This window comes from Mesorhizobium sp. LSJC269B00 (genome assembly GCF_000502815.1).
Classification (GTDB): domain Bacteria; phylum Pseudomonadota; class Alphaproteobacteria; order Rhizobiales; family Rhizobiaceae; genus Mesorhizobium.
This window is the reverse complement of record NZ_AYVN01000008.1, coordinates 101,751-124,662: the sequence shown is the minus strand read 5'-3', so window position 1 is coordinate 124,662 and position 22,912 is coordinate 101,751. Positions and strand designations below refer to the sequence as shown.

Sequence of the window (22,912 nt, the reverse complement as noted above, 5' to 3'; positions counted from 1 at the left end):
GCTACGGCTTCTCTTACGCACCCGGGCGACGCGGCCCGGTGTTTATTGCCGTCTTCGGCGTCGAGAAGCGGACCGTAATTTGGCTCGCGCGGATCACCAAACGAGCTCCTGCTTTCAGGCGGCTTTCCGCTGAACTTTCCACGTCTCGTGCCGCTTCCCCCATGCCGACATTGCGGTCACGGCATCGTTCAGGCTGAAGCCCAGTGGCGTCACCGAATATTCCACGCGCGGCGGTACCTGGTCATAGGCGCGTCGGCTGACAAGCCCGTCGGCCTCCATCTGTCGCAATTGTTGCGCGAGCATCTTCTCACTGATCCCCGACAACCGCCGGTGCAATTCGGCGAAGCGGTGAGGCCGCAGGTGCAATTCCCACAACAACGAGGTTTTCCACTTTCCGCCGATTGCCTGCATCGCGGCAGCAAAGCCGCAGCTGTCTGTTTCCTTGCTCCTCATGTGACTACTCCTGACATGATTCCAATAACTTACCTCAAGGTGCGTACTTCTCAACGCAGGAAGAATATATATCTTCAGATTAGCGCGCCAAAGACAAACCAGCTATCGCTATCGGAGAAATCGTCATGAAATCCAATGTCTGCGTGCTCGGCGCGGGCCGCATGGGCTCGTCCATTGTTCGAACGTTGCTCGACCGAAATTATCCAACATCGGTGTGGAATCGTACTGCGGCCAGGTGCCAGCCCCTAGGTATTCTTGGTGCGAGGGTAGCCTCTTCAGTCGAGGATGGAATCCGGTCGGCCGATGTCGTGATCATAAATGTTCTGGATTATGCCGCTAGCGATGCGCTGCTCAAGCAGCGCAGTGTTGCTTCGGCACTGGCCGGCAAAGCCATCGTGCAACTCACCTCCGGCTCAGCGCGCTTGGCACGGGAGGAAGCGCGCTGGATAGAAGCGCATGGCGCCAGCTATCTGGACGGGGCGATCCTGGCGACCCCGGATTTTATCGGCAAACCCGACACAGCATTGCTTTATTCAGGCTCCCGCGCCGTCTACGAAACGAACAAGACCCTGCTCTTTGCGCTTGGCGGCGGCACAAGTTATGTCGGCGAGGTGCCGGGCCAGGCCTCCGCGCTTGATACCGCGCTGCTCACGCAGATGTGGGGCGGGCTCTTTGGCGCGCTCCAGGGCATGGCTGTCGCCGAGGCCGAAGGTCTCGATCTGGAGACGTTCAGGAGCCATCTGACTGCATTCAAGCCGGTTGTCGATGCCGCCTTGTTCGATGTGGTTGACCGGACGAAGGCGCGCCGTTTTGCCGGCGACGACGCAACGCTCGCGTCATTGGGCGCCCACTACAGCGCCTTCCGGCATCTGCTCGAAGCATGCCAGGAACGAGGTCTCGACGCTGCCATGCCGCGCGCCATGGACGCAATTTTCCAGCAGGCGCTTTCTGGCGGGCGCGCAGATGATGATTTTGCATCTCTCTCGCCCCTGTTCGGAAATAGTTCGCCGCATCATGGCAGGGAGCCTGCGAATGCGTGATGGCAAGACCAGGCGACGGGCGACCTGCTCGTGTCGCGGGGTGGAACTGGTGCTCGCCGGGGAGCCTCGGCGCGTCTATGCCTGCAGCTGCCTGGAATGCCAGAGATGCACGGGCGCAGCGTTCTCATACCGAGCCATTTATGACGACTCCGCCATAGTCGACCGAAAAGGCGAGACGAAATCCTGGCGACGAAACGGCTCGTCAGGGCAATGGCTGGAGCAGACATTTTGCACCACATGCGGATCGATCGTCTTCATGCGTGCCGAAGGCCTGACGGAAGCGCTGTCGGTATCTGTCGGCTGTCTGGAGGACCTGGAATTTCTGCCTCCGGCAATTCTTCATTGGCCCAACAGGAAGCACAAATGGCTCTGCCTGGAAGGCGTGCCCCAGGCAGAAGCCTCCTGAGGCAGATAGCTGACCGGCCCAGTCTTGGGTGGCGATCGGCTTGGCAGTGTCCTTGCCTTCTTCCCCAGGGGAGAAGGCAAGGGGCATTGCTCGCAGAGGCAAAGCGGTGCGCCACTTCTGGCCCTACACGCCGCCCGCGAAACCCGCTAAAAACCCCGCATGAACCAGCACGCCAAGCTCAGAATCGGCCACTCCGCCTGTCCGCATGATTGCCCTTCGACCTGCGCGCTCGAGGTCGAACTGCTCGATGGCAACCGCATCGGCCGTGTCCATGGCGCCAAGTCCAATACGTATACGGCTGGTGTGGTCTGCGCCAAGGTCGCGCGCTATGCCGACCGTGTCCACCATCCCGACCGGCTGCTGAAGCCGCTTGTTCGCGCCGGGGCCAAGGGCGCCGGCGTCTGGAAGGAATCCAGCTGGGAAGCGGCACTCGACCTCATCGCCGAGAAATTCATCGCGGCCGAGAAAAAATACGGCTCCGAGACCGTCTGGCCTTATTTCTATGCCGGCACGATGGGGCTGGTGCAGCGCGACGGCATCGACCGGCTGCGCCATGCGAAAAAATACTCCGGCTTCTTCGGCTCGATCTGCACCAATCTGGCCTGGACCGGCTGGATGATGGGAGCGGGCGCCTTGCGCGGTCCCGATCCGCGCGAGATGGCGAAGTCCGACTGCGTGGTGATCTGGGGCACCAATGCCGTGGTCACGCAGGTCAATGTCATGACCCACGCCATCAAGGCGCGGAAGGAGCGTGGCGCCAGGGTCGTCGTCATCGACGTCTACGAGAACGCGACGATGAAGCAGGCCGATATGGGCCTTGTGCTGAAGCCCGGCACCGATGGCGCGCTGGCTTGCGCGGTCATGCATGTGCTGTTCAGGGAAGGCATGGCCGACCGCGCCTATCTCGAAAGATACACCGACGATCCGAAGGGGCTGGAAGCGCATCTGGAGACGCGCACGCCGGAATGGGCGTCCGCCATCACCGGTCTTGCCGTCACCGAGATCGAGGCTTTCGCACGCCTCGTCGGCACGACGAGGAAAACCTATTTCCGCCTCGGCTATGGCTTTGCCCGCCAGCGCAACGGCGCGGTCAACATGCACGCGGCATCCTGCATCGCCGCCGTCACCGGCGCCTGGCAATATGAGGGTGGCGGCGCCTTCCATTCCAATTCCGGCATCTTCAAGCTCAACCAGGATGTGCTGGAAGGCACCGCGATGCGCGATCCCAATATTCGCCATCTCGACCAGTCGCGCATCGGTCCGGTGCTGACCGGCGCAGCGGACGCGCTTTACGGTGGCCCGCCGGTGACGGCGATGCTGATCCAGAACACCAACCCGGTGAATGTCGCACCCGAGCAGCGGCTGGTGAAACATGGTTTTCTCCGTGATGACCTGTTCACCTGCGTGCACGAACAGTTCATGACCGACACGGCAAAGCTTGCCGATGTCGTGCTACCGGCAACGATGTTCCTCGAGCATGATGACGTCTACAAGGGCGGTGGCAACCAGCACATCACGCTCGGTCCCAAGCTGATCGAACCGCCGGAAGGGCCGCGCACCAACCACTTCGTCATCGAGCAATTGGCGCAGCGTCTCGGCGTCTCCGACCGGCCGGGCTTTGGCCTGACCGAGCAGCAGCATATCGACATCATCCTGGGCAAGCGCGGGCTGGGCTCCTTCGCCAGCCTCAAGGAAGACAAATGGGTCGACCTGCAGCCGGATTTCGAGGCGGCGCATTTCATCGATGGTTTCGGCCATGCCGACAAGAAATTTCACTTCCGCGCCAACTGGAGCGGGCAGGCGGCGCCCAACCGGCCGCCGAAAAGCATGGGCCTGTTCGGGCCGGTGGCGGAACTCCCCGAATTCCCCGACCATGTCGACCTGATCGAGGTCGCGAATGCCGAGCATCCGTTCCGGCTCGCCACATCGCCGGCGCGCAATTTTCTCAATTCGACATTCGCCGAGACACCGGTGTCGAGAGCCAAGGAAGGCCGGCCGGAACTCCTGTTGCATCCGGACGACGCTGCCGCGCTTGGCTTGGACGACGGCGACCGTATCGAGGTCGGCAACCGGCGCGGCGAGGTGGTGCTGCACGCAAAGCTGTTCGATGGCCTCAAGCGCGGCGTGGTGATCGCCGAGGGCATCTGGCCAAACAGCGCCCATGAGCGTGGCGAAGGCATCAATGTGCTCACCGGCGCCGACGCACCAGCGCCCTATGGCGGTGCGGCCTTCCACGACAACAAGGTCTGGCTGCGGCCGGCGGGCTAAAGCAATTCCAGGAAAAGTGTGAGCGGTTTCCGTCCGGAATTGCATAGAAGTGACTGGCTATCCCGGCAGAGGCACCGTCAGCCCCACCTTGACACGGTCCATGGCAACGAAGGTGCGGAATTTTCGGACATTCTTGCTGTCGAAGAACAGTCTGCGCGTCAGGGCCTCATAGGCGCCCATGTCGGCCGCGGTGATGACTAGGATGAAGTCGGCCTCGCCGGTGACGTAGTAGCATTGCTGCACTTCGGGCTCTGCCGAGAATTGCCGCTTGGCCGCGTCGATCAGGTCCGAGCGTTCGCTCTCCAGTTCCACTTCGACGAAGATGGTGATGGGATGGCCGACCGCCGCCGGGTCGACCACGGCGACATTGCCCGCAATGACGCCGGACTGTTCCATGCGCTTGATGCGCCGCTGCACCGCCGGCGCCGACAGGTTGACGGCTTCGCCGATCAGCCGCTGCGGCGTCGTGTTGTCCCGCTGCAGGATGGCAAGGATGGCGAGGTCGAAACTGTCGAGCGAAGGCGATCGAGGCAAAGCGCTATCCTGGCGAAACAAACTTGCATTTCGAAGCGCCAATAACAGCGCTATTTGCGCCTCGGCTGCAATATGATTTCGTCACACCCAAAGGAGGCCACCCGTGTTCCTGCTCAACAGCAATGCCTTGCACCGCCGGCCGCTCGATCCGGTCGATGCCGAAACGCTGGGGAATGCCGGTGCCGCTACGGTCGAGCGCTTTCTTGCCCATCGCGACAATCACCTCGCAACTCCGTTGCATGCATTGCCGACGCTGGCCGGCGAACTCGGCCTCGGCGCCGTCCACATCAAGGATGAAGGCTTTCGCCTCGGTCTCGGCAGTTTCAAGGCGCTCGGCGGCGCCTATGCCGTTTTTCGACTGGTGCTGGAGGAGGCGAGCCGATCGCTTCATCGGCCCGTTGACGTGGCCGATCTCAACCGGTTCGACGTCCGGGCGGTCGCTGCCGGCATGACGGTTGCCTGCGCCACCGACGGCAATCATGGCCGCTCGGTCGCGCAAGGTGCACAGTTGGTTGGCGCGAAAGCGGCAATCTTCGTTCACGCCGGCGTCAGCGAGGCGCGCATTGCAGCAATAGCCCGCTATGGCGCCGAGATGATCCGCGTCGACGGCAATTATGACGACTCGGTCAGGCAGGCCGCCGAGGTTTCAGCGGAGCAAGGCTGGACCGTGGTGTCCGACACCTCCTGGCCGGGCTACGAGCGCATCCCCGGTCTGGTCATGCAGGGCTATACGGCGATCGTGCGCGAAGCGTTGGGCCAGTTGCCGCAGCCGCCGACCCATGTCTTCGTGCAGGCCGGTGTCGGCGGTATTGCCGCCGCCCTGGCCGGCCATCTCGCCATCGTGCTCGGTGACGCCAGGCCGACCTTCATCGTCGTCGAGCCGGCCCGCGCCGCCTGCGTTGTCGCAGCCGCCCGGGCGGGCCACGTGGTCAAGGTCGCACACGATCAGCCGACGGTGATGGCGATGCTCGAATGCTACGAGGCCTCGCAAGTTGCCTGGCGCGTTCTGGCGCGGGTTGCCGATGCCTTCATGACAGTGGATGAGGAGGAGGCGGTCGCGGTGATGCGGCGGCTGGCACGGCCGGCTGGCAATGATCCAGTGATCGTCGCCGGCGAAAGCGGCGGCGTCGGTCTGGCCGGGCTGATCCGGGCGGTGGCCGACCACAAGGCCGCGCTCGGGCTCGACGACAAATCCCGCGTGCTGCTGATCAACACCGAAGGCGCCACAGACCCGCATCGCTATACCGAGCTGGTCGGGCAGAGCCCCGCCGATGTGCTGGCCGGCAAGCTGAAGGCCGAGGCATAGCCATGATCGGGATCGATGCACAGCGTCTGCTTGGCCGCATCCGGGAACTCGGCGCCGTTGGCCGCGACAGTGAGGATAGGCTGATCCGGCTCGCCGCCTCCGACACAGACAGACAGGGCCGTGACCTCTTTGTCGGCTGGCTCAGGCAGGCCGGGCTGGAAGTCGCCATCGACCGGGTCGGTAATATCTTCGGCATCTGGCAAAGCCCCGACAATGCCGGGCAGGCGCCGCTGCTCATCGGTTCGCATATCGACACCGTTATCGATGCCGGCATCTATGATGGCTGCTACGGCGTGCTGGCCGGGCTGGAGGTGATCGAGACGCTGCAGGCTTCGGGCTTTTCGCCGTCGCGCCCGGTCGCGGTCGCCGCTTTCACCAATGAGGAAGGCGTGCGCTACACGCCTGACATGATGGGCTCGCTATGCCATGCCGGTGGCGTCAGCGCCGAGGCCGTGCTGGCCGCCATCGGCACGGATGGCAGCGTGCTCGGCCAGGAGCTCGCCCGCATCGGCTATGCCGGCGACCGCGAACCCGGCTTCCTCAAGCCGCATGCCTATCTCGAACTTCATATCGAGCAAGGGCCGGTGCTGGAGCGTGAAGGCGTGCCGATCGGCGCGGTCGAGAATTTGCAAGGCATTTCCTGGCAGCGCATCACCATCGACGGCGCCGCCAACCATGCCGGCACCACGCCGATGTCGATGCGCAGCGACGCCGGCCACGCCGCCGCCCGCATCATCACCTTCCTGCACGATCGGGCCAGGGCTTCAAATGGGCCAACCGTGGCCACGGTCGGCACGATGCGCTTCGAACCCAACGCCATCAACGTCATTCCCGCGCGCGCCGTCTTCACCATCGACCTGCGCGATCCCGACGAACAGCGCCTGCAGGCGCATGAGGCGGCCCTTGCTGCCTATCTCGAGGAGCTTGAGGTTTCGGAGAACGTATCGATCTCGGTCGAGCGGCTCGCCCGCTTCGAACCGGTGCTATTCGACATCGGCATCGTCGAACTGATCGAGGCGGCCGCGAAAAACCGCGGTCTTGGCGCCAGGCGCATGACATCGGGCGCCGGCCATGACGCGCAGATGATGGCACGCATCGCACCGGCGGCGATGATCTTCGTGCCGAGCGCCGGTGGCATCAGCCACAATCCGCGCGAACACACTGAAGATGCCGAGCTTGTCGCCGGCGCCAACATCCTGCTTGATGTCGCCAGTGAGCTTGCAAGATAGGTCGGGGGAGAAGAAATGGCTGAGCTCGATCGTGATGTGCTGAAGCAGGAAATGACCGGCTGGCGGCGCGATTTGCACGCGCACCCCGAGTTCGGCTTCGAGGAAAAGCACACCGCTGCCTTTGTCGCCGCGAAGCTGCGCGAATTCGGGCTGGACGATGTTGCAGAGGGGGTCGGCGGCACCGGCGTCGTTGGCACGTTGAAGCGCGGCAGCGGCAACCGGACGGTTGCGCTCAGGGCCGACATGGATGCGCTGCGCATCACCGAGCAGTCCGCGACAGCCTATCGCTCGCAGAACCCCGGCATCATGCATGCGTGCGGTCATGACGGCCACACCACCATGCTGCTCGGCGCGGCAAAGCTGCTCGCCGCCGAGGGCGGTTTCGACGGCACCGCGCGTTTCATCTTCCAGCCGGCCGAGGAGTGGGGCAAGGGCGCGCTGGCAATGCTCGATGACGGGCTGCTGCAGCGCTTTCCCTTCGACGAGATCTTTGGCCTGCACAACATGCCGGGCCTGCCCATTGGACATTTCGAGACCCGTGCCGGCCCGTTCATGTCGGCGGAGGACAATTTCGAGATCGTGCTCAAGGGGATCGGCGGCCATGCGGCGCGGCCACATTCCGGGAACGAGACGCTGGTCGCCGCCTGCGCGCTGGTAACCAATCTGCAAACCATCGTCTCGCGCCGGCTGAGTCCCGCCGACATTTCGGTGGTTTCGGTGACCGAGCTGATCACCGACGGCACCCGCAACGCATTGCCCGGCCTCGCCCGCATCCTCGGTGACGCCCGCAGTTTTCGTCCCGAGGTCAGCGCCGAGATCGAGCGCCAGATGCGGGTCATCGCGGCGGGCACCGCCGCTGCCTACAATGTCACCGCCGACGTGACCTATAGCAGGGAATTCGTGCCGCTGCAGAACGATGCCGACCTGGTGGACGCGGCCTTTGTCGCCGCAAGGCGCGTGCTGGCCTGTGGCGCCGCCAGCATCGCGGCGGAGCCGATGACCGCCTCGGAGGATTTCGCCCGCTTCCTCGATCACGTACCGGGCTGCTTCGTCTTTCTCGGCAATGGCGAGACCTCGCCGCCGCTGCACAATTCCAGCTACGACTTCAACGATGACGGGCTGTTGCACGGCACGGATTTCCATATCGCGATCGTCAGGCAAAGACTGGGCGGCGCGATCGGGAAGTGACGCCTGATCGCCTTCGCAACTGGCCCAAGCGGCACTGCTATCGCCAGCCAGATGCCGGGTTTAGGGAGATTGCCTGTTGCCGGAGATCGCACGCCGATGACCAGGGTTTCGCTTCTGGGAATACCACATGACGAGAACTCGTCCTATCTCAAGGGCGCGGCTGCAGCGCCGGCCCTGATCCGGCGCGAACTCAAAAGCGACGCGCACAGCTCGTGGAGCGAAACCGGCTTCGATGTGGCGGACAGTTTCGTCGACCACGGCGACATCGACTTTTCAGGCGCCGGCGATCCGTGGGAGCGAATCGAGGCCGAGGTCGGCCGCGCGCTGGATGCCGGCCACCCGTTGATCAGCCTCGGCGGCGATCATGCCATCGCCTGGCCGGTGCTGCGTGCCGTGCGCCGCCGCCATGCCAGGCTAACGATCGTCCAGATCGACGCCCATCCCGACATCTACGATGCCTATCAGGGCAACAGGCGGTCCCACACCTCGTCCTTCGCGCGCATCCTGGAGGAGGGGCTGGCTGACCGGCTGATCCAGATCGGCTTGCGCACCCTCAATGATGAGCTTCGTGACCAGCTCAAGCGCTTCGGCGTCGAAATGATCGAGGCGCGGCATTTCAGCGAGGATCTGCAGCTCGATCTCAAGACGCCGGTCTATCTCTCGATCGATCTCGACGGCCTCGACCCGGCTTGTGCGCCCGGCGTGTCGCACCGCGAACCCGGTGGTCTTACAACCCGGCAAGTGATCAACCTGATCCAGCGGATCGACCAGCCCATCGTCGGCGCCGATGTCGTCGAATACAATGCAAGCCAGGACGTCTCCAATCTCACCGCGCTGGTTGCCGCCAAGCTGGTCAAGGAGATCGCCGGCATGATGCTCAAGACGCATGGCGCCGGCTGAATCAATCTGGCAGGGCGGCATGGTAGATCATTGTTGCGACTCGCATTTCCAGTGAAAGCCGCCATGCCGCATCCATTGAAAATAGCCATAGCCGGTGCGCTCGGCCGCATGGGCAGGGAGATGGCGCTGGCCGTCGAGACCGATCCCAGGCTGGCGCTCGTCGCCCGCTTTCACAGGCCGGGCAGCATCGGTGAGGGGCTGGTCGAGCGCGACGAAGCACTGGCGCTTGCGGATGTCGTCATCGATTTCACCACGCCTGCGGCCTCCGTCGATCTTGCACAAGCTTGCGCGGCCCGCGGCGGCCCGGCGCTGGTCATCGGCTCGACCGGCTTCGAGCCGGCCGATCTCGCCGCCATCGCTACTGCTTCGAACTCCGTCGCCATCGTTCGCTCCGGCAGCTACTCGCTCGGGCTCAGCATGCTGACCGGGCTGGTCGAGCAGGCGGCGCGAGCACTTGGTCCCGACACCGACATCGAAATCCTGGAAGCGCATCACCGCATGAAGGTCGACGCACCGTCGGGCACGGCGCTGATACTGGGCGAGGCGGCCGCTCGCGGACATGGCGTCAGGCTGGACGATGTGGCGAAACGCATCCGCGACGGCGTTACAGGTCCACGCCCTGCCGGCGAGATCGGCTTTGCCGTGCTGCGCGGCGGCAGCATCGTCGGCGAGCACAGCGTGAGCTTGCTGGCCGAGGGCGAGACGCTCACGCTTTCCCATTCGGCCGCCGACCGCTCGATGTTCGCGCGCGGCGCCATTGCGGCAGCACGCTGGGTCGCCGTCCGGCCGCCCCGCGAATACGACATGCGCGACGTACTGGGCTTCACGACCTTTTGAGATGCAAGCGTAACGCAACGAGGGGCGTTGCGAGGTCGGAGCCGTATAGAGAATAGAATATAGCAACAACTACGCCATTTCGCGCCTTCCTAGACCGAACCGAACGGTTCGGTTCGCACATTTTTGTGATTGGCAATGGCAGCAACGCACACCCATTTCGGGGTGGTCCGAGCGACGCGAATTCCTCCCAAGGCACGCCACTTGACGGACAGAACTGAAAAATCTGGATTACCTGAAATGACCAAGATCGCACTTACCGCTGCTGCCATCCTCCTTGCCACCGGCACCGCTTTCGCAGGCAGCGACCACTACGGCTCCGACAGCGTCAACCAGCCTGCTGTAACAGCGCCCGCCGGCAACATCGATCACAATTATACCGCCTCGATCCGCAAGCCGGCCAGCCTCGGCGATTTCACGATCAAGGGCGACTCGAACCAGCCGGAATCCGGCCAGGGCATCTGGGGTCGTTGATTTTCTGAGAAATCTACGACCACAAAGAGCGGTGGGCCCGGCCCACCGCTCTTGTTTTTATGCAATCGACTCGGGGCCGCAAAGATCTTGAATCAATCCGCCAGCAATTGGTCCTATCTCCTTGTTTGACCGTGGTCTTTTCAAAACACGGTTTGCGGCTGTCACCTGCGGCTAGCCCGTTAGGCAGCTTGGTCTAGCTTAGATCCTTCGGCTTGATGCAATGCGTCAACCGGGCCGCGCCGAAGCCGAGATCCGCCCAGTCGCCGTCGATGACAAAGCGGGCAAGGGCGCCGGTCGGGAATTTCTCTTCAAGTTTCCTGAGAGCAGCCACACCCGATCGCGGACCGGCGAGCCGGCGGGCAAAGTCCTCCAGGCCGGGATTATGGCCGAGCACCAGGAGACAGCTAGCCGATGCGACTGCCTGCTGCAGCTCGGCCAGAATGTCGCCAGCCGTGGCTTCGAAAAGCGCCTCGGCGAACTCCACCGTTACGCTCGCCGACAGTTCCGCCGAGACCAGCCGCCATGTCTCGCGCGTACGCAGCGCCGGCGACACCAGCGCCAGGTCAGGCAGCCAACTGCGCCGGGCCAGTTCGCGCCCCATCAGCGGCGCCGTCTTCAGCCCGCGCGGCCCGAGCGGCCGGTCGAAATCAGCAAGCGCCGGGTCGTCCCAGCTCGACTTGGCGTGGCGCAGCAGGAGCAATTGTCTCGGTGTAGCATGTCGGCCTACGGCGTGATCCGCGCCAGATGTTCGAGATCGCGTTCTTCGCGCAGCGGGTCGGGCGCCATCACCACGGAAGTTCCGTTTTCGGCATCGTCGGCGAAATGCGCCAGCACGGTGCGGCCGCCTTCCATGTGCGCCTTGCCGTCGGCGACCAGCCCGAGTGCCAGCGCATAAAGCCGGTGCTCGGCCTTCAGCACTCTGGCGGCCAGCGTGTCTTCGTTGTCGCCGACCATCACCGGCACCGCTGCCTGCGCGATGATCGGGCCGTCATCCATCTCTGATGTGACGAAATGCACCGTGCAGCCATGAATGCGAATGCCGGCGCGCAGGGCGCGCGCATGCGTATCGAGCCCTTTGAAGGCCGGCAGCAGGGCAGGGTGGATGTTGAGCATGCGCCCTTGCCACTTCTCGACCAGGCCGCGGGAGAGAATGCGCAGATAGCCGGCCAGCGCCACGATCTCGGCATTGAACGCAATCAGCGCGGCGTCGATCGCCGCATCATGGGCTTCCTTGCTGGCATGGTCGGCGCGCACGATGACCTTGGTCGGGATACCGCGCGCGGCCGCGATGCCGAGGCCGGCGGCGTTGGCCCGGTCGGAAATGACGCCAACGATCTCGGCGGGATAGGCCGGGTCGCTCGCCGCCGCGATTAGCGCCGTCATGTTCGAGCCGCGTCCCGAGATCAAAACAACCGTGCGTTTCCTGCTCATAGGCCGATCGAGCCCCGATAGATAACGCCGGCGTCGCGGCGCGGCACGATGCGGCCGATCGGCGTCACCGTCTCGCCGGCCTCCTGCAGCACGGCTGCGACCTGTGCGGCCTGGCCGGAGGCGACGACGAGGATCATGCCGATACCGCAGTTGAAGGTGCGCATCATCTCCTCCGGCGCCACGCCGCCAGTCTTCGCCAGCCAGGAAAACACCTGCGGCACATCGATGGCATTGAGATCGAGCTCTGCGGAAAAGTCCTTTGGCAGGACGCGCGGGATGTTTTCGGGGAAACCGCCGCCGGTGATGTGGGCCAGCGCCTTGATGCCGTGCGTGCCACGGATCGCTTTGAGGACCGACTTCACATAGATGCGGGTCGGCTCGAGCAGCGCCTCTGCCAGCGTCGCCTCATCGTTGAACGGCGCCGGATCGCCCCAGGCAAGACCGCTGACGCCAACGATGCGGCGCACCAGCGAAAAGCCATTCGAATGCAGGCCCGAGGAAGCCAGGCCAAGCAGCACGTCGCCTTCGACGATATCGTCGGTCGGCAGCAACTGGCCGCGTTCGGCAGCACCGACGGCGAAACCGGCCAGGTCGTAATCCTTGTCGTGATACATGCCGGGCATTTCGGCCGTCTCGCCGCCGATCAGCGCGCAGCCGGCCTGTCGGCAGCCGATTGCTATGCCGCCGACGATTGCCGCCCCCTGGTCGGGGTCGAGCTTGCCGGTGGCGAAATAGTCGAGGAAGAACAGTGGCTCGGCGCCCTGCACGACGATGTCGTTGACGCACATGGCGACGAGGTCGATGCCGATCGTGTCGTGCTTGCCGGCATCGATGGCGATCTTCAGCTTGGTGCCGACGCCGTCATTGGCGGCAACCAGCACCGGATCCGTGAAACCCGCCGCCTTGAGGTCGAACAGGCCGCCAAAACCGCCGATCTCGCCATCGGCGCCCGGCCGGCGCGTCGCGCGCACCAGCGGCTTGATCTTCTCGACCATGAGGTTGCCGGCATCGATGTCGACGCCCGCCTCGGCATAGGTGAGCCCGTTCTTGCGCTTGGCCCGGTCGCCCTTGCTCATCGTCGGCGCATCCCTGTTTCCCTCGGCGGCTCTTCGCATGAATGGTTTCGGGGGGCAAGGATGACGACAGGATACCGGGCTTTTGCCCAAGATAAATACGTGGACAGTCGCCCCTTCACCGCTGGTCCTTGCACCCACAATCCAACTCCATCATCTATCTGCAGAATAAGCATGGCGGGACATGCCTTTGACCATTCCCAACCTCATCACCATCCTGCGCTTCGTGCTGGTTCCGGCCGTCGTACTGGCGATGCTGAACATGCGCTGGGACTGGGCCTTTGCCGGCTTTCTTGTTGCAGGCATTTCCGATGGCGTCGACGGCTTCATCGCCCGCCGCTTCAACCAGCATTCGAACTCGGCGCCTATCTCGATCCGATGGCCGACAAGGTGCTTCTGGTCTCGGTGTTCGTGGTCATGGGCTTCATCGGGCAATTGCCGCTGTGGCTGGTGGTGACCATGGTGTCACGCGATGCGCTGATCATCTGCGCCGTGCTTTTGTCCACGGTCATGGCGCATCCGGTCGAGATGAAGCCGCTCTATGTGTCGAAGGCCAACACCGCCGCCCAGATCGTGCTGGCGCCGTGGTGCTGGGCGAACTTGCCCTTGGCCTCCACCTCGACCCGCTCAGGCCTGCGCTCATATTGCTGTCCGGGGTCTTGACCGTGGCTTCGGCCGCGGCCTATCTCGTGGCTTGGCTGAGGCATATGAGCGGCTATGGCGAAGGCTCCACCCCGGGTAGTTGACAAGAATGCCGCGACTGCCGCGCTGGCAGAGGCGGCTGCGTCCCTGGCGTTTCGCCGCCAGATTTTCTTCTGGCTGGGCACGGCAATCTTCCTGGCGCTGTTCCTCTACATTTTTTCCAGCATCCTGTTGCCGTTCGTTGCCGGCATGGTGCTGGCCTATTTTCTCGACCCGGTCGCCGACCGGCTGCAACGCCTCGGCCTCTCCCGGCTGATGGCGACGGTGGTCATCCTGATTGCCTTCATCGTCCTTTTGGTGCTGGCCTTCGTCATCCTGGTTCCGGTACTGGCCACGCAGATGGCCGATTTCGCCAGCAAGCTGCCGGAATATCTGACCCGGCTGCAGTCGCTGATCACCAGCTTCGATCCGAAATGGCTGGAGCAGAAATTCGGCGTCAATGCCAATGGCCTGCGCGACGGGCTGAATTCGCTGCTCACTTCCGGTTTCGGCCTGCTGAGCACCGTCTTCACCTCGATCTGGAGTTCCGGCGTTGCTCTGGTGTCGGTGGTCAGCCTGTTCGTGGTCACTCCGGTTGTCGCTTTCTACATGCTGCTCGACTGGGATCGCATGGTGGCGGTCGTCGACAGCTGGGTGCCGCGCGATTATGTCGGGACGGTCAGGGCGATCTCCAGGGACATCAACACCGCGACCGCCGGCTTCGTGCGCGGCCAGGGCACGCTGTGCCTGGTGCTCGGCGGCATGTATGCCACCGGCCTGACGCTGACCGGGCTGAATTTCGCCATCCTCATCGGCCTCTTCGCCGGGCTGATCTCGTTCATCCCTTATGTCGGCTCGCTGACCGGACTGGTCCTGGCCGTCGGCGTCGCCTTCGTCCAGTTCTGGCCGGACTGGACCATGATCGTTGCTGTCGCCGTGGTGTTCTTCATCGGCCAGTTCATCGAAGGCAACATCCTGCAGCCCAGATTGGTCGGAAAAAGCGTCGGCCTGCACCCGGTCTGGCTGATGTTTGCGCTGTTCGCTTTCGGCGCCCTGTTCGGCTTCGTCGGCCTTTTGATCGCCGTTCCTGCTTCGGCGGCGGTTGCCGTGCTGGTGCGCTTTGCCATTGCCCGCTATCTCGAATCGCCGCTCTACAAGGGACACTCCACCGAGCCAGTCCCGCCGCTGCCTGCCGATCGCGGCGGCGGCCACCGCTCGCCGCGCGGCTGAACGTGGCGGATCAAAAGACCGAACCGCCGCGCCAGCTGCCGCTAGACCTTGGGCATGGCACCGGCTATTCGCGCGACGAACTGGTGGTGTCGGCCACCAACCGTGAGGCGGCAGCCCTTGTCGACCGCTGGCCGGACTGGCCATCGCCGGTGATCGTGCTCGCTGGCCCGGCTGGCTCCGGCAAGACCCATCTGGGTTCGATCTGGCAGGCGCGGGCCAACGCTGTGGCGGTCGATGCCCAGCGCATCGGCAATGCCATCACCGGGCTTGGCGGCAGGCCCGCGCTGATCGACGATGTCGACAAGACAGCCATCGACGAGGCGGGCCTGTTCCATCTCATCAATGAAGTGCGCGGCGCCGGGGCCACCTTGCTGTTGACGGCGCGGCGCTTCCCCGCCGCCTGGAGGGTGACGTTGCCCGATCTCGCCTCGCGGCTGAAGGCGGCGGCAACAGTCGAGATCCACGAACCCGACGATTTGCTTCTGGCCGGCGTCATCACCAAACTCTTCGCCGACCGCCAAGTCGAGGTCGAGCCGCACGTCGTGCAATATCTGGTGCGCCGCATCGAGCGCTCGCTGGCCACCGCCATGCGCGTGGTCGAGCGCCTCGACCGCACCGCGCTCGAGCGCAAGACGCCGATCACCAGGGCGCTCGCCGCCGAAACCGTCAGCGCAATGGACGAAGGGCAGGGCGAGTTCGAGGTTTAGATCCTGCTGCAATTCCCTGGACGGCGATTGTCGATCCCGCCCGTGCGACGTTTTCAAAACATGCATGGTGACATCACCTGAAACAATATGATACTTTCAATCAATGACATCGGAGCGATATCAATGCCTGCAGTGACCGTCCGAAATCTTCCGGAAGCGACCCACCGAGCTCTGCGTGTACGGGCGGCCTTGCACGGTCGCAGCACCGAGGCCGAGATACGCGACATTCTGGAAAACGCGGTGCGGCCGGACGGCCGTGTGAAACTCGGCTCCGTTCTGGCAGACATTGCCCGACGCGCCGGGCTGACCAATGAAGACGTGGAGGTCCTGGAGCAGGCTCGCGACAAGGCGCCGGCCGAACCGCTGGGGTTCGAATGATCCTCCTCGATACCAATGTCGTTTCGGAGGCCATGAAGCCCGAACCGCATCAAGCTGTGTTGGCCTGGCTTGATGACCAGGCCGAGGAAACGCTTTACCTCTCCAGTGTGACGCTCGCCGAAGTGCTGTTCGGCATCGAGGCCATGCCGGCGGGTCGTCGCAAGGCTGCGCTCGCTGAAACCTTCGCCGGTGTGTGCGCCGTGTTTGAGCGCCGCATCCTGCCTTTCGATACCGAGGCGGCCCGGCACTATGCCCGACTTGCAGTGAAGGCGAGGGCAGCCGGCAAGGGGTTTCCTGTGCCCGACGGCTACATCGCGGCAATCGCCTCCGCAAACGGCTTTCATCTCGCCTCGCGTGACACGGCGCCATTCCATGCGGCCGGCGTGCCTGTCATCGATCCTTGGCAGCCGTAATCAGGTACGGCAGCCCGACCAGAGCGCGAGCTGCGAACATGCGTTTCCGCAGGATTTCCTCTACAGCGACGACAGCGTGTTCGAATGAATACACTCGATCTCTCCGTGCCCACCGCCGCATGAGGGCCGCTGTCCCATTTCGGGAAACATTATCTGGCATCCGTCTTGCACCTGGGAACTTGCCGGCTGACCCCGGTCCTGGTCGCGTTCCTGATCGGGTTGTAGGCTCGCCGGGAGTGATGATTGGGGTTCTCGCCCGGCGAGCTTACCTTCGTAGAGCAGTCACCGGAGTGTCCGGGAGGGTGCCCTATAGCCACAACGCCGCCAGATACCGGACCAGCAGATAGACCACCGTATGCGCTGCCACGTAGCACGCGACGACGACGACAAAGAACAGCACGCTGGCGGGCCACGACCGGGGACGGCCTTGCCTCTTGCTCGGCCGGTTGTTCCAGATCCACAGGGCTGCACAGATAATGGCCCAGACGACGACGAACGGAACCGTGATGCGGATGTAAGCGAAGTAGGCAGGGCCAATCAGCGAAAGCCATGCCTCGAGACCAAGCATCCAGAATCTCCCCTTGCCCGGAGTCTAATGCATGTCGCTCAAAAGTGGTCCCGGTTTTGAGAGAACGACATGCATCAAAACAAAAATCAAAGCGCGTCGCCTGGATACGTTTCAGCGCGACGCGCTTTTAGACCGGCGATAGAGGTGGAAGCGAGGGGATTATCCCTGCGTCGATTTTCAGCCAAACCCGCCGAAGGGATGCTGTTCGATGACACGGGCGCCTGATGCATGTCGCTCAAGTGGCCCCGGTTTTGAGAGAACCGCATGCATCAAACATGCATCAAACAAGACCTCAAGCGCGTCGCGTGAGTCCGTTCAAATGAGACGCGCTTTAGGTCAGATTGGTGCTCCGGTCGCCAAACTCGGCCGTAGCAGGTCTAAAGCGATCGGATCAGCCGCAGACCCTGACCTCTTCGACGACCCTGTGGTGATGGCGCCAGTGCCTGACCAGTTCGATATGGCAGCGGTGATGGCGATGGTGGCGCCGCCATTGGCCATCCTGGTTGTCGCTGTAGTCGTCGCCATAGTCGTCGCTATAGTCTTTGTGGCGCTGGTGATGGCGAAGAATCTGTATATCGCCATCGTCGGACGAATATTGATCGTCGTCATCGGACTGGATAGTCAGACTGGCGGCTTGCGCCGGTGCGATCAAAGCCGCCGTTCCGGCGAACGCGATCATCGAGGCGATGAGAAGGGTTTTCATTGTTTGCTCCTTGGGTTGAACATACACAACTCTCGGAGCGAACTGGTGTTCCAATGTAGGGTCCGATCGGCGAGCGGCTGCTGCTTGGGCAATGCGTGCCGCCATGCGCTACCGGCGAGGCAGCCATTGGCGACCTTGGGAGTGATACCTTGGGCAAGGACTGGCTTTGTGGGAAAAAATGGTCGGAGTGGAGAGATTCGAACTCCCGACCCTCTGGTCCCAAACCAGATGCGCTACCAGGCTGCGCTACACTCCGAGGCCCTGCGGCGTATACGGTTCCGGACCCTGTCGCGCAACCCCTAAAACATCAAACGGGGCTTGGCGGTATGCGCTCCCGCGCAATCCTGGCTGCGATCGCCTTGGCCTGGATGCGAGCATTGGCGAAGCAGCCACGGATGCTTGGCCGCATGCCGGTGAACCACAGGCCCGGCAGTTTCGGGTCGCTGTCGGCGCCGTTGAACAGCGGCACGCCCTTTTGGTCGAGCACGCCGAGCTTGCCCAACATGGCCTCGAGCCCGGTGCGGTAGCCGGTCGCGGCGATGACGATATCCGGCTGGATCGTCGCGCCATCGTCGAAAACGACCGCGTCGCGGGTAAATTCCCGCACGGTTGGCAGCACGATGATCCTGCGGTCCTTGATGGCATCGACGGCGCCGTCATCGGTGGCGATGGCGGTATAATCCGACGCCAGCCGGCTTGCGCCGCCCGAAGGCGTCGGCGGCAGGCCGTAGGCCGTGAGGTCGCCGAAGGCCCATCGCTGCGTCGCCGCCATCACCGCATCGGCGAGCTTGAACGGCAGCCGCGCCAGGATTGGCGAAAATCGGTGGACGGCGATCTGGCCGAGGCGCTTGGGTAGCAGTGCCGGACCGTTGCGCGCCGACAGCCAGATCTGTCCCGTGCCGGCTGCCGCCAAGTGATTGAGAACGTCGAAGCCGGAATTGCCGGCGCCGACGACCAGCACTTTCTTGCCCGCATAGGCCTTGGCGTCGCCGAATGCGGCCGAATGGATGATGCGTCCGGCAAAGGCCTTCATGCCTTTCCAGGCCGGAACGAAGGGCTGCCGGTCGCGCCCGGTGGCGATGACGACATGGCGCGCCAGCCGCGGCCCGGCACTGGTCCGCACAAGCCAGTGGTCGCCCTCGAAGCCTATCTCCTCGACCGCGATGCCGAACTCGACCGGCAGCCGGTGCATGGCGCGGAATTCGTTCAGATGGCCGATGATGGTGTTTCGGTGCGGAAAGGCAGGGGTGCCGGCGGGAAAGGAAACGCCCGGCAGCGCCGAAAGGTCGCGGTGCGTGTTGAGATGCAGTCGCTCGTGCCGCCCGTGCCATGGCTCGGCCAGCCGGGCTTCCTTTTCCAACACCATCACAGGCACGCCCGTCTTGAGCAGCGCATGGGCTGCGGTCAAGCCGGCTGCCCCGGCGCCGATCACGATCGCGCCGTCGAAAATCGCTTGGCTGCCGGCCTCGGCGTGCAAAATCCCTGCGTCCATGCCTCTTTGTGTCGCCATCATGACCATGACTTTTGATGCTAGGCCAGTGTATCCAGCCTATGCCGCTGCCGAAGCGACCTGGTTGCAGGCCGCTTCGGCCTTGCCGTCGGCAGTGTTGCACAGTATTGACTGAAATAAGGCGGCGCTACCGCCAACGCAGCTACGAGGTGCCCATGTCCGCGCGAATTTTCAGCCCAGCCAAAACCGCGATGCAGTCCGGAAAGGCCAAGACCGGCCATTGGGTGCTGGAATTCGATCCCGCGCAACGCAAGAAGATCGACCCGCTGATGGGCTACACCACATCGGGCGACATGCTGAGCCAGATCAGGCTGACCTTCGACACCAGGGAAGAGGCGGTGGCCTATGCCGAAAAGCAGGGGCTGGCCTTCCGTGTCGAGGAGCCGAAAGAGACCAAGCGCCGGCAGATTTCCTATGCGGAAAATTTCCGCTATGACCGCAGGATACCCTGGACGCATTGACCGCCGGTCAGCGCCTGGCACATAGACACCAGCCGGCCAAGATATCAAATGCCGGCCAGCGGTCCCGTAGCTCAGCTGGATAGAGCACCGGCCTTCTAAGCCGATGGTCACAGGTTCGAATCCTGTCGGGATCGCCAATTTTGCCGGGTCCATTCCGGACACATAGGTTACGGTTTGTACCTGGCATATGGGTAGCACTCTGAAGGTGTACGAACGAAACAGAACGACCGAGCGCTGCCCTTCCCATCCTGGCGCGTTGCTCGACGACATCGTTCCCGCCGCCGGCAAGACCAAGGTGGAAATCGCCAATCTGCTCGGAATCTCGCGCCCAGCAGCTCTACGATATCATCCGTGAGAAGAAGCCGGTATCGCCTGCCGTGGCCGCCCGCCTTGGCAAGATGTTCGGCGATGGTGCCGCGATCTGGCTCAGGATGCAGGCCGCGTATGATGCCTGGCATGCGGAGCGCGAAGTTGACGTTAGCGCCATCCCGACCCTGCATGCTGCCTGAAGGTAGAGCGCGTTCGCTGACGGCAGCGGTCCCGTAGCTCCGCCGGATAGAGCACCGGCCTTCTAAGCCGATGGTCACAGCTTCGAATCCTGCCAATAATTTCAATACCTTAGGTGAGGCGTCGCGGCGCCGGAGACTGAAGGTCGTCCTTGTTAGCCATCTACCGGTAAAGTTTCGGGTATTTGGCCCTCTCGCTTTGGCAACTTGCCGATCTCTGGGCCGCCATTGCGAAAGCCCTCTCATAGGTATGGATGGCCATGTTGAACTTTCGGGGGTCTGGGGTCAGGTGTTTGTCCCGCCCATCATACAAAAGGACCGGGACGGCGAAAATTGCTTTTCCGTCTTCCGTTGGCCTCAACGCCGGACATCTTTGCCTTACGCCAACGAGGTCACCGGCCATTCTGGCGGCCGAATTTAACCTTGCATCGGACATCCGAGCCAGGAAGTTGATGTTTTGCTGTTCCCCTTGTCCGGCCGAGGCAGCCGACAATGCGAAGAAAATTCCTGCGGTGAATACAGCGAAAGCTAGACGTAGTTTCATTGTGCCCTCCCAAGTTGAGCACAAGAGAGCACGTTTGGACTTGACAGGATAGCCGCGTGTCCAGTGCAAGTTACTGTACGGAACCTTTGCCATACGTCGACTATCAGCCAGTTGTGCGGCCAGTCAGGATAGTCGGAACGCGGCGCGCCTTCGGGTGTTATAGGAGATGGCACCGAAAACCCCGACCATTGCGCGCATCTGGCGCGGCAGGACCTCGCCCGGCAGGGCCGACGCCTATGAGCGCTACAATTACGAGGCTGGTATCAAGCCGCTGATCGAGAAAGCGCTTGGCGTGCAGACTTTTCGCGAGGACACGCCGACGCATTCGGAATTCATCACCATCTCCTATTGGGAGAGCGTCGAGGCGATGGCCGCCTTTACCGGCGGCGATCCGCAAAGCATCCACCATCTCGACCGCGACAAGGAGTTCCTGATCGAATTGCCGAAGGGTGTCCAGGTGCTGCGAATCCGTTCCAGCCACGGACTGGTTGGCGGCAGCTGATGTTTGCGGGCTTTGACGCCAGGACCGTTCAAATGGAGGAGACATCGATCTTCGTCAGGGCCGGTGGCTCAGGGCCGCCGTTGCTGCTCCTGCATGGCTTTCCCGAAACGCATGTGATGTGGCGGGACATCGCCGTGGCCCTGGCGCCGCATTTCAGCGTGGTCGCCGCCGATCTGAGAGGCTACGGACAAAGCGGCTGTCCGGCTTCCGGAGCCAATCATGCCGCCTATTCCAAACGAGCGATGGCGCGCGACATGGTGCAGGTTATGGACGTTCTCGGTTTCGACCGTTTCATGGTTGCCGGCCACGACCGTGGCGGTCGCGTCGCCTACCGGCTGGCGCTCGACCATCCCGAAACCGTGTCGAAAGTCGCCGTTCTCGACATCGTCCCCACGGCCTCCGCCTGGGATCGGGCCGATGCCAGGTTGGCGCTGGCCTTCTGGCCGTGGAGCCTGCTCGCCCAGCCGGAACCGCTGCCTGAGCGCCTGTTGTCCGCAGCACCCGACGCAGTTGTCGACAATGCGATCGCCGGCTGGGGCTCGGCTCCAGATGCTTTTCCCGCTGAGGTCAGGGCCGCCTATATCGAGGCGCTGCGTGATCCCGCCCATGCCCACGCCATCTGCGAGGAATATCGCGCCGCCGCAGGCATCGACCGCGAGCACGACGCGCAGGACCAGGCTGATGGCTGTCGCATCAGATGCCCGCTGCTTGCGCTCTGGAGCGGCGAGGGCGGGTTGGAGAACTGGTATGCGGAGGAGGGCGGCCCGTTGGCGATCTGGCGGCAATGGGCTGATAACGTCGGAGGCGGCTCGGTCAAGGGTGGGCATTTCTTCCCGGAAGAGCACCCCGAAGACACGGCTGCAAGGCTGTCGAGATTCTTCGCAAGCTGACTACGGGCCGATTGCTAAATCCGGCCCTGTGTAGTCCTGTGTCGACTATCTCAGATGCCCGAGGGATTGCAGGATCAAAGTGCTCGAAAGACCAAGCAGGGCGATACCGTACAACCGGTCGATCCACACGGCGTTTGGCCCAGCCAGAAGCCTTGCAGCCCGCGCGCCAAGGGCTGCGTAAAACGTCAGCACAAACACATCGGCAAGCGCGGCGATAATGGCCAGGATGCCATACTGGATCGCGATCGGCTCATCCACGCGGACAAAATGCGGCAGGATCGCGGGGAAAAGCAGCCAGGCCGCCGGATTTGTGACCGCCACCAGGAAGCAGCGCCCAATGAGTGCCTTGGCTGAATGGCGTGTTTCGGGAACGTTAGGGTTGAACGAAGGTCGGGACGCGGTGCGCAGGGTACCAATGGCGACGAAAAGCAGATAGCCCGCGCCGAACATCCTGAGAGCCGAGAGATAGAATTCCGAAGCCAGCAGAAGAGCGCCGAAGCCCAGCGCGACGATGCTGATAAGAACGAAATCAGACAGTACGACGCCGGCCATGCCGAGAAACGCGCGTCGAAAACCGTAGCGGGAGCCGTTGGTGATAGCGAGCACGACGTCCGGTCCCGGAACCGCCATTCCGAGCACCGACACGAAGGCAAATGTCACCAGCGGCAGGTTTCCCATGACGC

General features: G+C 63.2%; 26 protein-coding genes, 2 tRNA genes and 2 pseudogenes. 19 read left to right on the top strand and 11 right to left on the bottom strand.

Annotation, left to right across the window (positions count from 1 at the left end; genetic code table 11):
* Window positions 1–114: 114 nt before the first annotated feature.
* Window positions 115–453: a helix-turn-helix domain-containing protein gene (locus tag X771_RS145195; protein WP_023689072.1), complete on the bottom strand. Its 339-nt coding sequence runs from the start codon at window positions 451–453 to the stop codon at window positions 115–117.
* Window positions 454–578: 125 nt separating this feature from the next.
* Between X771_RS145195 and X771_RS145200 the strand changes: the two genes are divergently transcribed.
* The 3 genes from X771_RS145200 to X771_RS145210 all read left to right on the top strand — a co-directional run bounded on the left by X771_RS145200 (window position 579) and on the right by X771_RS145210 (window position 4,167).
* Window positions 579–1,493, top strand: a complete 915-nt coding sequence (locus X771_RS145200; protein ID WP_081730967.1) for an NAD(P)-binding domain-containing protein — start codon at window positions 579–581, stop codon at window positions 1,491–1,493.
* Complete coding sequence (locus X771_RS145205; protein ID WP_023689070.1) at window positions 1,486–1,899, top strand: GFA family protein; 414 nt, start codon at window positions 1,486–1,488, stop codon at window positions 1,897–1,899. Before X771_RS145200 ends, X771_RS145205 begins: the two co-directional genes overlap by 8 nt.
* Window positions 1,900–2,058: 159 nt before the next feature.
* Window positions 2,059–4,167, top strand: a complete 2,109-nt coding sequence (locus tag X771_RS145210) for a molybdopterin oxidoreductase family protein (protein ID WP_023689069.1) — start codon at window positions 2,059–2,061, stop codon at window positions 4,165–4,167.
* A gap of 57 nt (window positions 4,168–4,224) precedes the next feature.
* On the opposite strand, the gene X771_RS145215 is transcribed toward X771_RS145210, so the two are convergent.
* Window positions 4,225–4,701, bottom strand: coding sequence for an Lrp/AsnC family transcriptional regulator (locus X771_RS145215; protein WP_023689068.1), 477 nt, complete (start codon window positions 4,699–4,701; stop codon window positions 4,225–4,227).
* Between the two features lie 103 nt (window positions 4,702–4,804).
* Here X771_RS145215 and X771_RS145220 point away from each other — a divergent pair, with 103 nt between their 5' ends.
* The 6 genes from X771_RS145220 (at window position 4,805) to X771_RS145245 (ending at window position 10,632) form a co-directional block, all read left to right on the top strand.
* Complete coding sequence (locus tag X771_RS145220; RefSeq protein ID WP_023689067.1) at window positions 4,805–6,007, top strand: diaminopropionate ammonia-lyase; 1,203 nt, start codon at window positions 4,805–4,807, stop codon at window positions 6,005–6,007.
* 2 nt (window positions 6,008–6,009) lie between these two features.
* Window positions 6,010–7,236: a Zn-dependent hydrolase gene (locus X771_RS145225; protein WP_031202860.1), complete on the top strand. Its 1,227-nt coding sequence runs from the start codon at window positions 6,010–6,012 to the stop codon at window positions 7,234–7,236.
* Window positions 7,237–7,251: 15 nt separating this feature from the next.
* Complete coding sequence (locus X771_RS145230; protein ID WP_023689065.1) at window positions 7,252–8,424, top strand: amidohydrolase; 1,173 nt, start codon at window positions 7,252–7,254, stop codon at window positions 8,422–8,424.
* A gap of 96 nt (window positions 8,425–8,520) precedes the next feature.
* The gene (speB, locus tag X771_RS145235; protein WP_023689064.1) at window positions 8,521–9,324 is read left to right on the top strand and encodes an agmatinase; all 804 of its coding nucleotides are present in this window, start codon (window positions 8,521–8,523) and stop codon (window positions 9,322–9,324) included.
* 63 nt (window positions 9,325–9,387) lie between these two features.
* Window positions 9,388–10,161 (top strand): 4-hydroxy-tetrahydrodipicolinate reductase, encoded by a 774-nt coding sequence (gene dapB, locus X771_RS145240; RefSeq protein WP_023689063.1) that lies wholly within the window; start codon window positions 9,388–9,390, stop codon window positions 10,159–10,161.
* 237 nt (window positions 10,162–10,398) lie between these two features.
* Complete coding sequence (locus X771_RS145245) at window positions 10,399–10,632, top strand: DUF680 domain-containing protein (protein ID WP_023689062.1); 234 nt, start codon at window positions 10,399–10,401, stop codon at window positions 10,630–10,632.
* A gap of 193 nt (window positions 10,633–10,825) precedes the next feature.
* On the opposite strand, the gene X771_RS145250 is transcribed toward X771_RS145245, so the two are convergent.
* Genes X771_RS145250 through purM form a run of 3 tightly spaced genes read right to left on the bottom strand, consistent with a single transcriptional unit; the run spans window position 10,826 to window position 13,139 of the window.
* Window positions 10,826–11,332, bottom strand: coding sequence for a histidine phosphatase family protein (locus X771_RS145250; RefSeq protein ID WP_023689061.1), 507 nt, complete (start codon window positions 11,330–11,332; stop codon window positions 10,826–10,828).
* 23 nt (window positions 11,333–11,355) lie between these two features.
* Window positions 11,356–12,063, bottom strand: a complete 708-nt coding sequence (purN, locus tag X771_RS145255) for a phosphoribosylglycinamide formyltransferase (RefSeq protein ID WP_023689060.1) — start codon at window positions 12,061–12,063, stop codon at window positions 11,356–11,358.
* Window positions 12,060–13,139, bottom strand: coding sequence for a phosphoribosylformylglycinamidine cyclo-ligase (gene purM / locus X771_RS145260; protein ID WP_023689059.1), 1,080 nt, complete (start codon window positions 13,137–13,139; stop codon window positions 12,060–12,062). Before purM ends, purN begins: the two co-directional genes overlap by 4 nt.
* Window positions 13,140–13,326: 187 nt before the next feature.
* Here purM and X771_RS01000000165180 point away from each other — a divergent pair.
* The 5 genes and pseudogenes from X771_RS01000000165180 to X771_RS145280 all read left to right on the top strand — a co-directional run bounded on the left by X771_RS01000000165180 (window position 13,327) and on the right by X771_RS145280 (window position 16,545).
* Window positions 13,327–13,882: pseudogene (locus X771_RS01000000165180) on the top strand (CDP-alcohol phosphatidyltransferase family protein).
* Window positions 13,854–15,047, top strand: a complete 1,194-nt coding sequence (locus X771_RS145265; protein ID WP_023684761.1) for an AI-2E family transporter — start codon at window positions 13,854–13,856, stop codon at window positions 15,045–15,047. Before X771_RS01000000165180 ends, X771_RS145265 begins: the two are co-directional and overlap by 29 nt.
* Window positions 15,048–15,049: 2 nt before the next feature.
* Complete coding sequence (hdaA, locus tag X771_RS145270; RefSeq protein WP_023689058.1) at window positions 15,050–15,754, top strand: DnaA regulatory inactivator HdaA; 705 nt, start codon at window positions 15,050–15,052, stop codon at window positions 15,752–15,754.
* 123 nt (window positions 15,755–15,877) lie between these two features.
* Window positions 15,878–16,132, top strand: a complete 255-nt coding sequence (locus X771_RS145275; protein WP_023670289.1) for a plasmid stabilization protein — start codon at window positions 15,878–15,880, stop codon at window positions 16,130–16,132.
* Complete coding sequence (locus X771_RS145280; RefSeq protein WP_023689057.1) at window positions 16,129–16,545, top strand: type II toxin-antitoxin system VapC family toxin; 417 nt, start codon at window positions 16,129–16,131, stop codon at window positions 16,543–16,545. Before X771_RS145275 ends, X771_RS145280 begins: the two co-directional genes overlap by 4 nt.
* Window positions 16,546–16,852: 307 nt before the next feature.
* Here X771_RS145280 and X771_RS145285 read toward each other — a convergent pair whose 3' ends face one another.
* The 4 genes from X771_RS145285 to X771_RS145300 form a co-directional block, all read right to left on the bottom strand.
* Entirely contained in the window at window positions 16,853–17,113 is a 261-nt protein-coding gene (locus X771_RS145285; RefSeq protein ID WP_023689056.1) for a hypothetical protein, read from the bottom strand.
* 391 nt (window positions 17,114–17,504) lie between these two features.
* On the bottom strand, window positions 17,505–17,816 hold the full coding sequence (locus tag X771_RS145290; RefSeq protein ID WP_023689055.1) for a hypothetical protein: 312 nt from the start codon (window positions 17,814–17,816) through the stop codon (window positions 17,505–17,507).
* 179 nt (window positions 17,817–17,995) lie between these two features.
* Window positions 17,996–18,072: transfer RNA gene (locus X771_RS145295), tRNA-Pro, on the bottom strand.
* A 51-nt stretch (window positions 18,073–18,123) separates the two neighbouring features.
* On the bottom strand, window positions 18,124–19,308 hold the full coding sequence (locus X771_RS145300; protein ID WP_050587464.1) for an NAD(P)/FAD-dependent oxidoreductase: 1,185 nt from the start codon (window positions 19,306–19,308) through the stop codon (window positions 18,124–18,126).
* Between the two features lie 173 nt (window positions 19,309–19,481).
* On the opposite strand from X771_RS145300, the gene X771_RS145305 reads away from it, so the two are divergent.
* The 3 genes and pseudogenes from X771_RS145305 to X771_RS1000000169260 all read left to right on the top strand — a co-directional run bounded on the left by X771_RS145305 (window position 19,482) and on the right by X771_RS1000000169260 (window position 20,296).
* Window positions 19,482–19,787, top strand: coding sequence for an ETC complex I subunit (locus X771_RS145305; protein ID WP_023670294.1), 306 nt, complete (start codon window positions 19,482–19,484; stop codon window positions 19,785–19,787).
* Between the two features lie 60 nt (window positions 19,788–19,847).
* A tRNA-Arg gene (locus X771_RS145310) sits at window positions 19,848–19,924 on the top strand.
* 50 nt (window positions 19,925–19,974) lie between these two features.
* Window positions 19,975–20,296 (top strand): annotated as a pseudogene (locus X771_RS1000000169260) (HigA family addiction module antitoxin).
* 160 nt (window positions 20,297–20,456) lie between these two features.
* Here X771_RS1000000169260 and X771_RS1000000168825 read toward each other — a convergent pair.
* Window positions 20,457–20,837: a hypothetical protein gene (locus tag X771_RS1000000168825; protein ID WP_023684767.1), complete on the bottom strand. Its 381-nt coding sequence runs from the start codon at window positions 20,835–20,837 to the stop codon at window positions 20,457–20,459.
* 166 nt (window positions 20,838–21,003) lie between these two features.
* On the opposite strand from X771_RS1000000168825, the gene X771_RS145320 reads away from it, so the two are divergent.
* The gene (locus X771_RS145320) at window positions 21,004–21,339 is read left to right on the top strand and encodes a hypothetical protein (RefSeq protein ID WP_023738659.1); all 336 of its coding nucleotides are present in this window, start codon (window positions 21,004–21,006) and stop codon (window positions 21,337–21,339) included.
* Window positions 21,340–21,371: 32 nt separating this feature from the next.
* Complete coding sequence (locus X771_RS145325) at window positions 21,372–22,229, top strand: alpha/beta hydrolase (RefSeq protein WP_198031602.1); 858 nt, start codon at window positions 21,372–21,374, stop codon at window positions 22,227–22,229.
* 45 nt (window positions 22,230–22,274) lie between these two features.
* Here the strand turns inward: X771_RS145325 and X771_RS145330 are convergent, their stop codons facing one another.
* Window positions 22,275–22,907: a LysE family translocator gene (locus X771_RS145330; protein WP_023684770.1), complete on the bottom strand. Its 633-nt coding sequence runs from the start codon at window positions 22,905–22,907 to the stop codon at window positions 22,275–22,277.
* Between the last annotated feature and the right edge of the window lie 5 nt (window positions 22,908–22,912).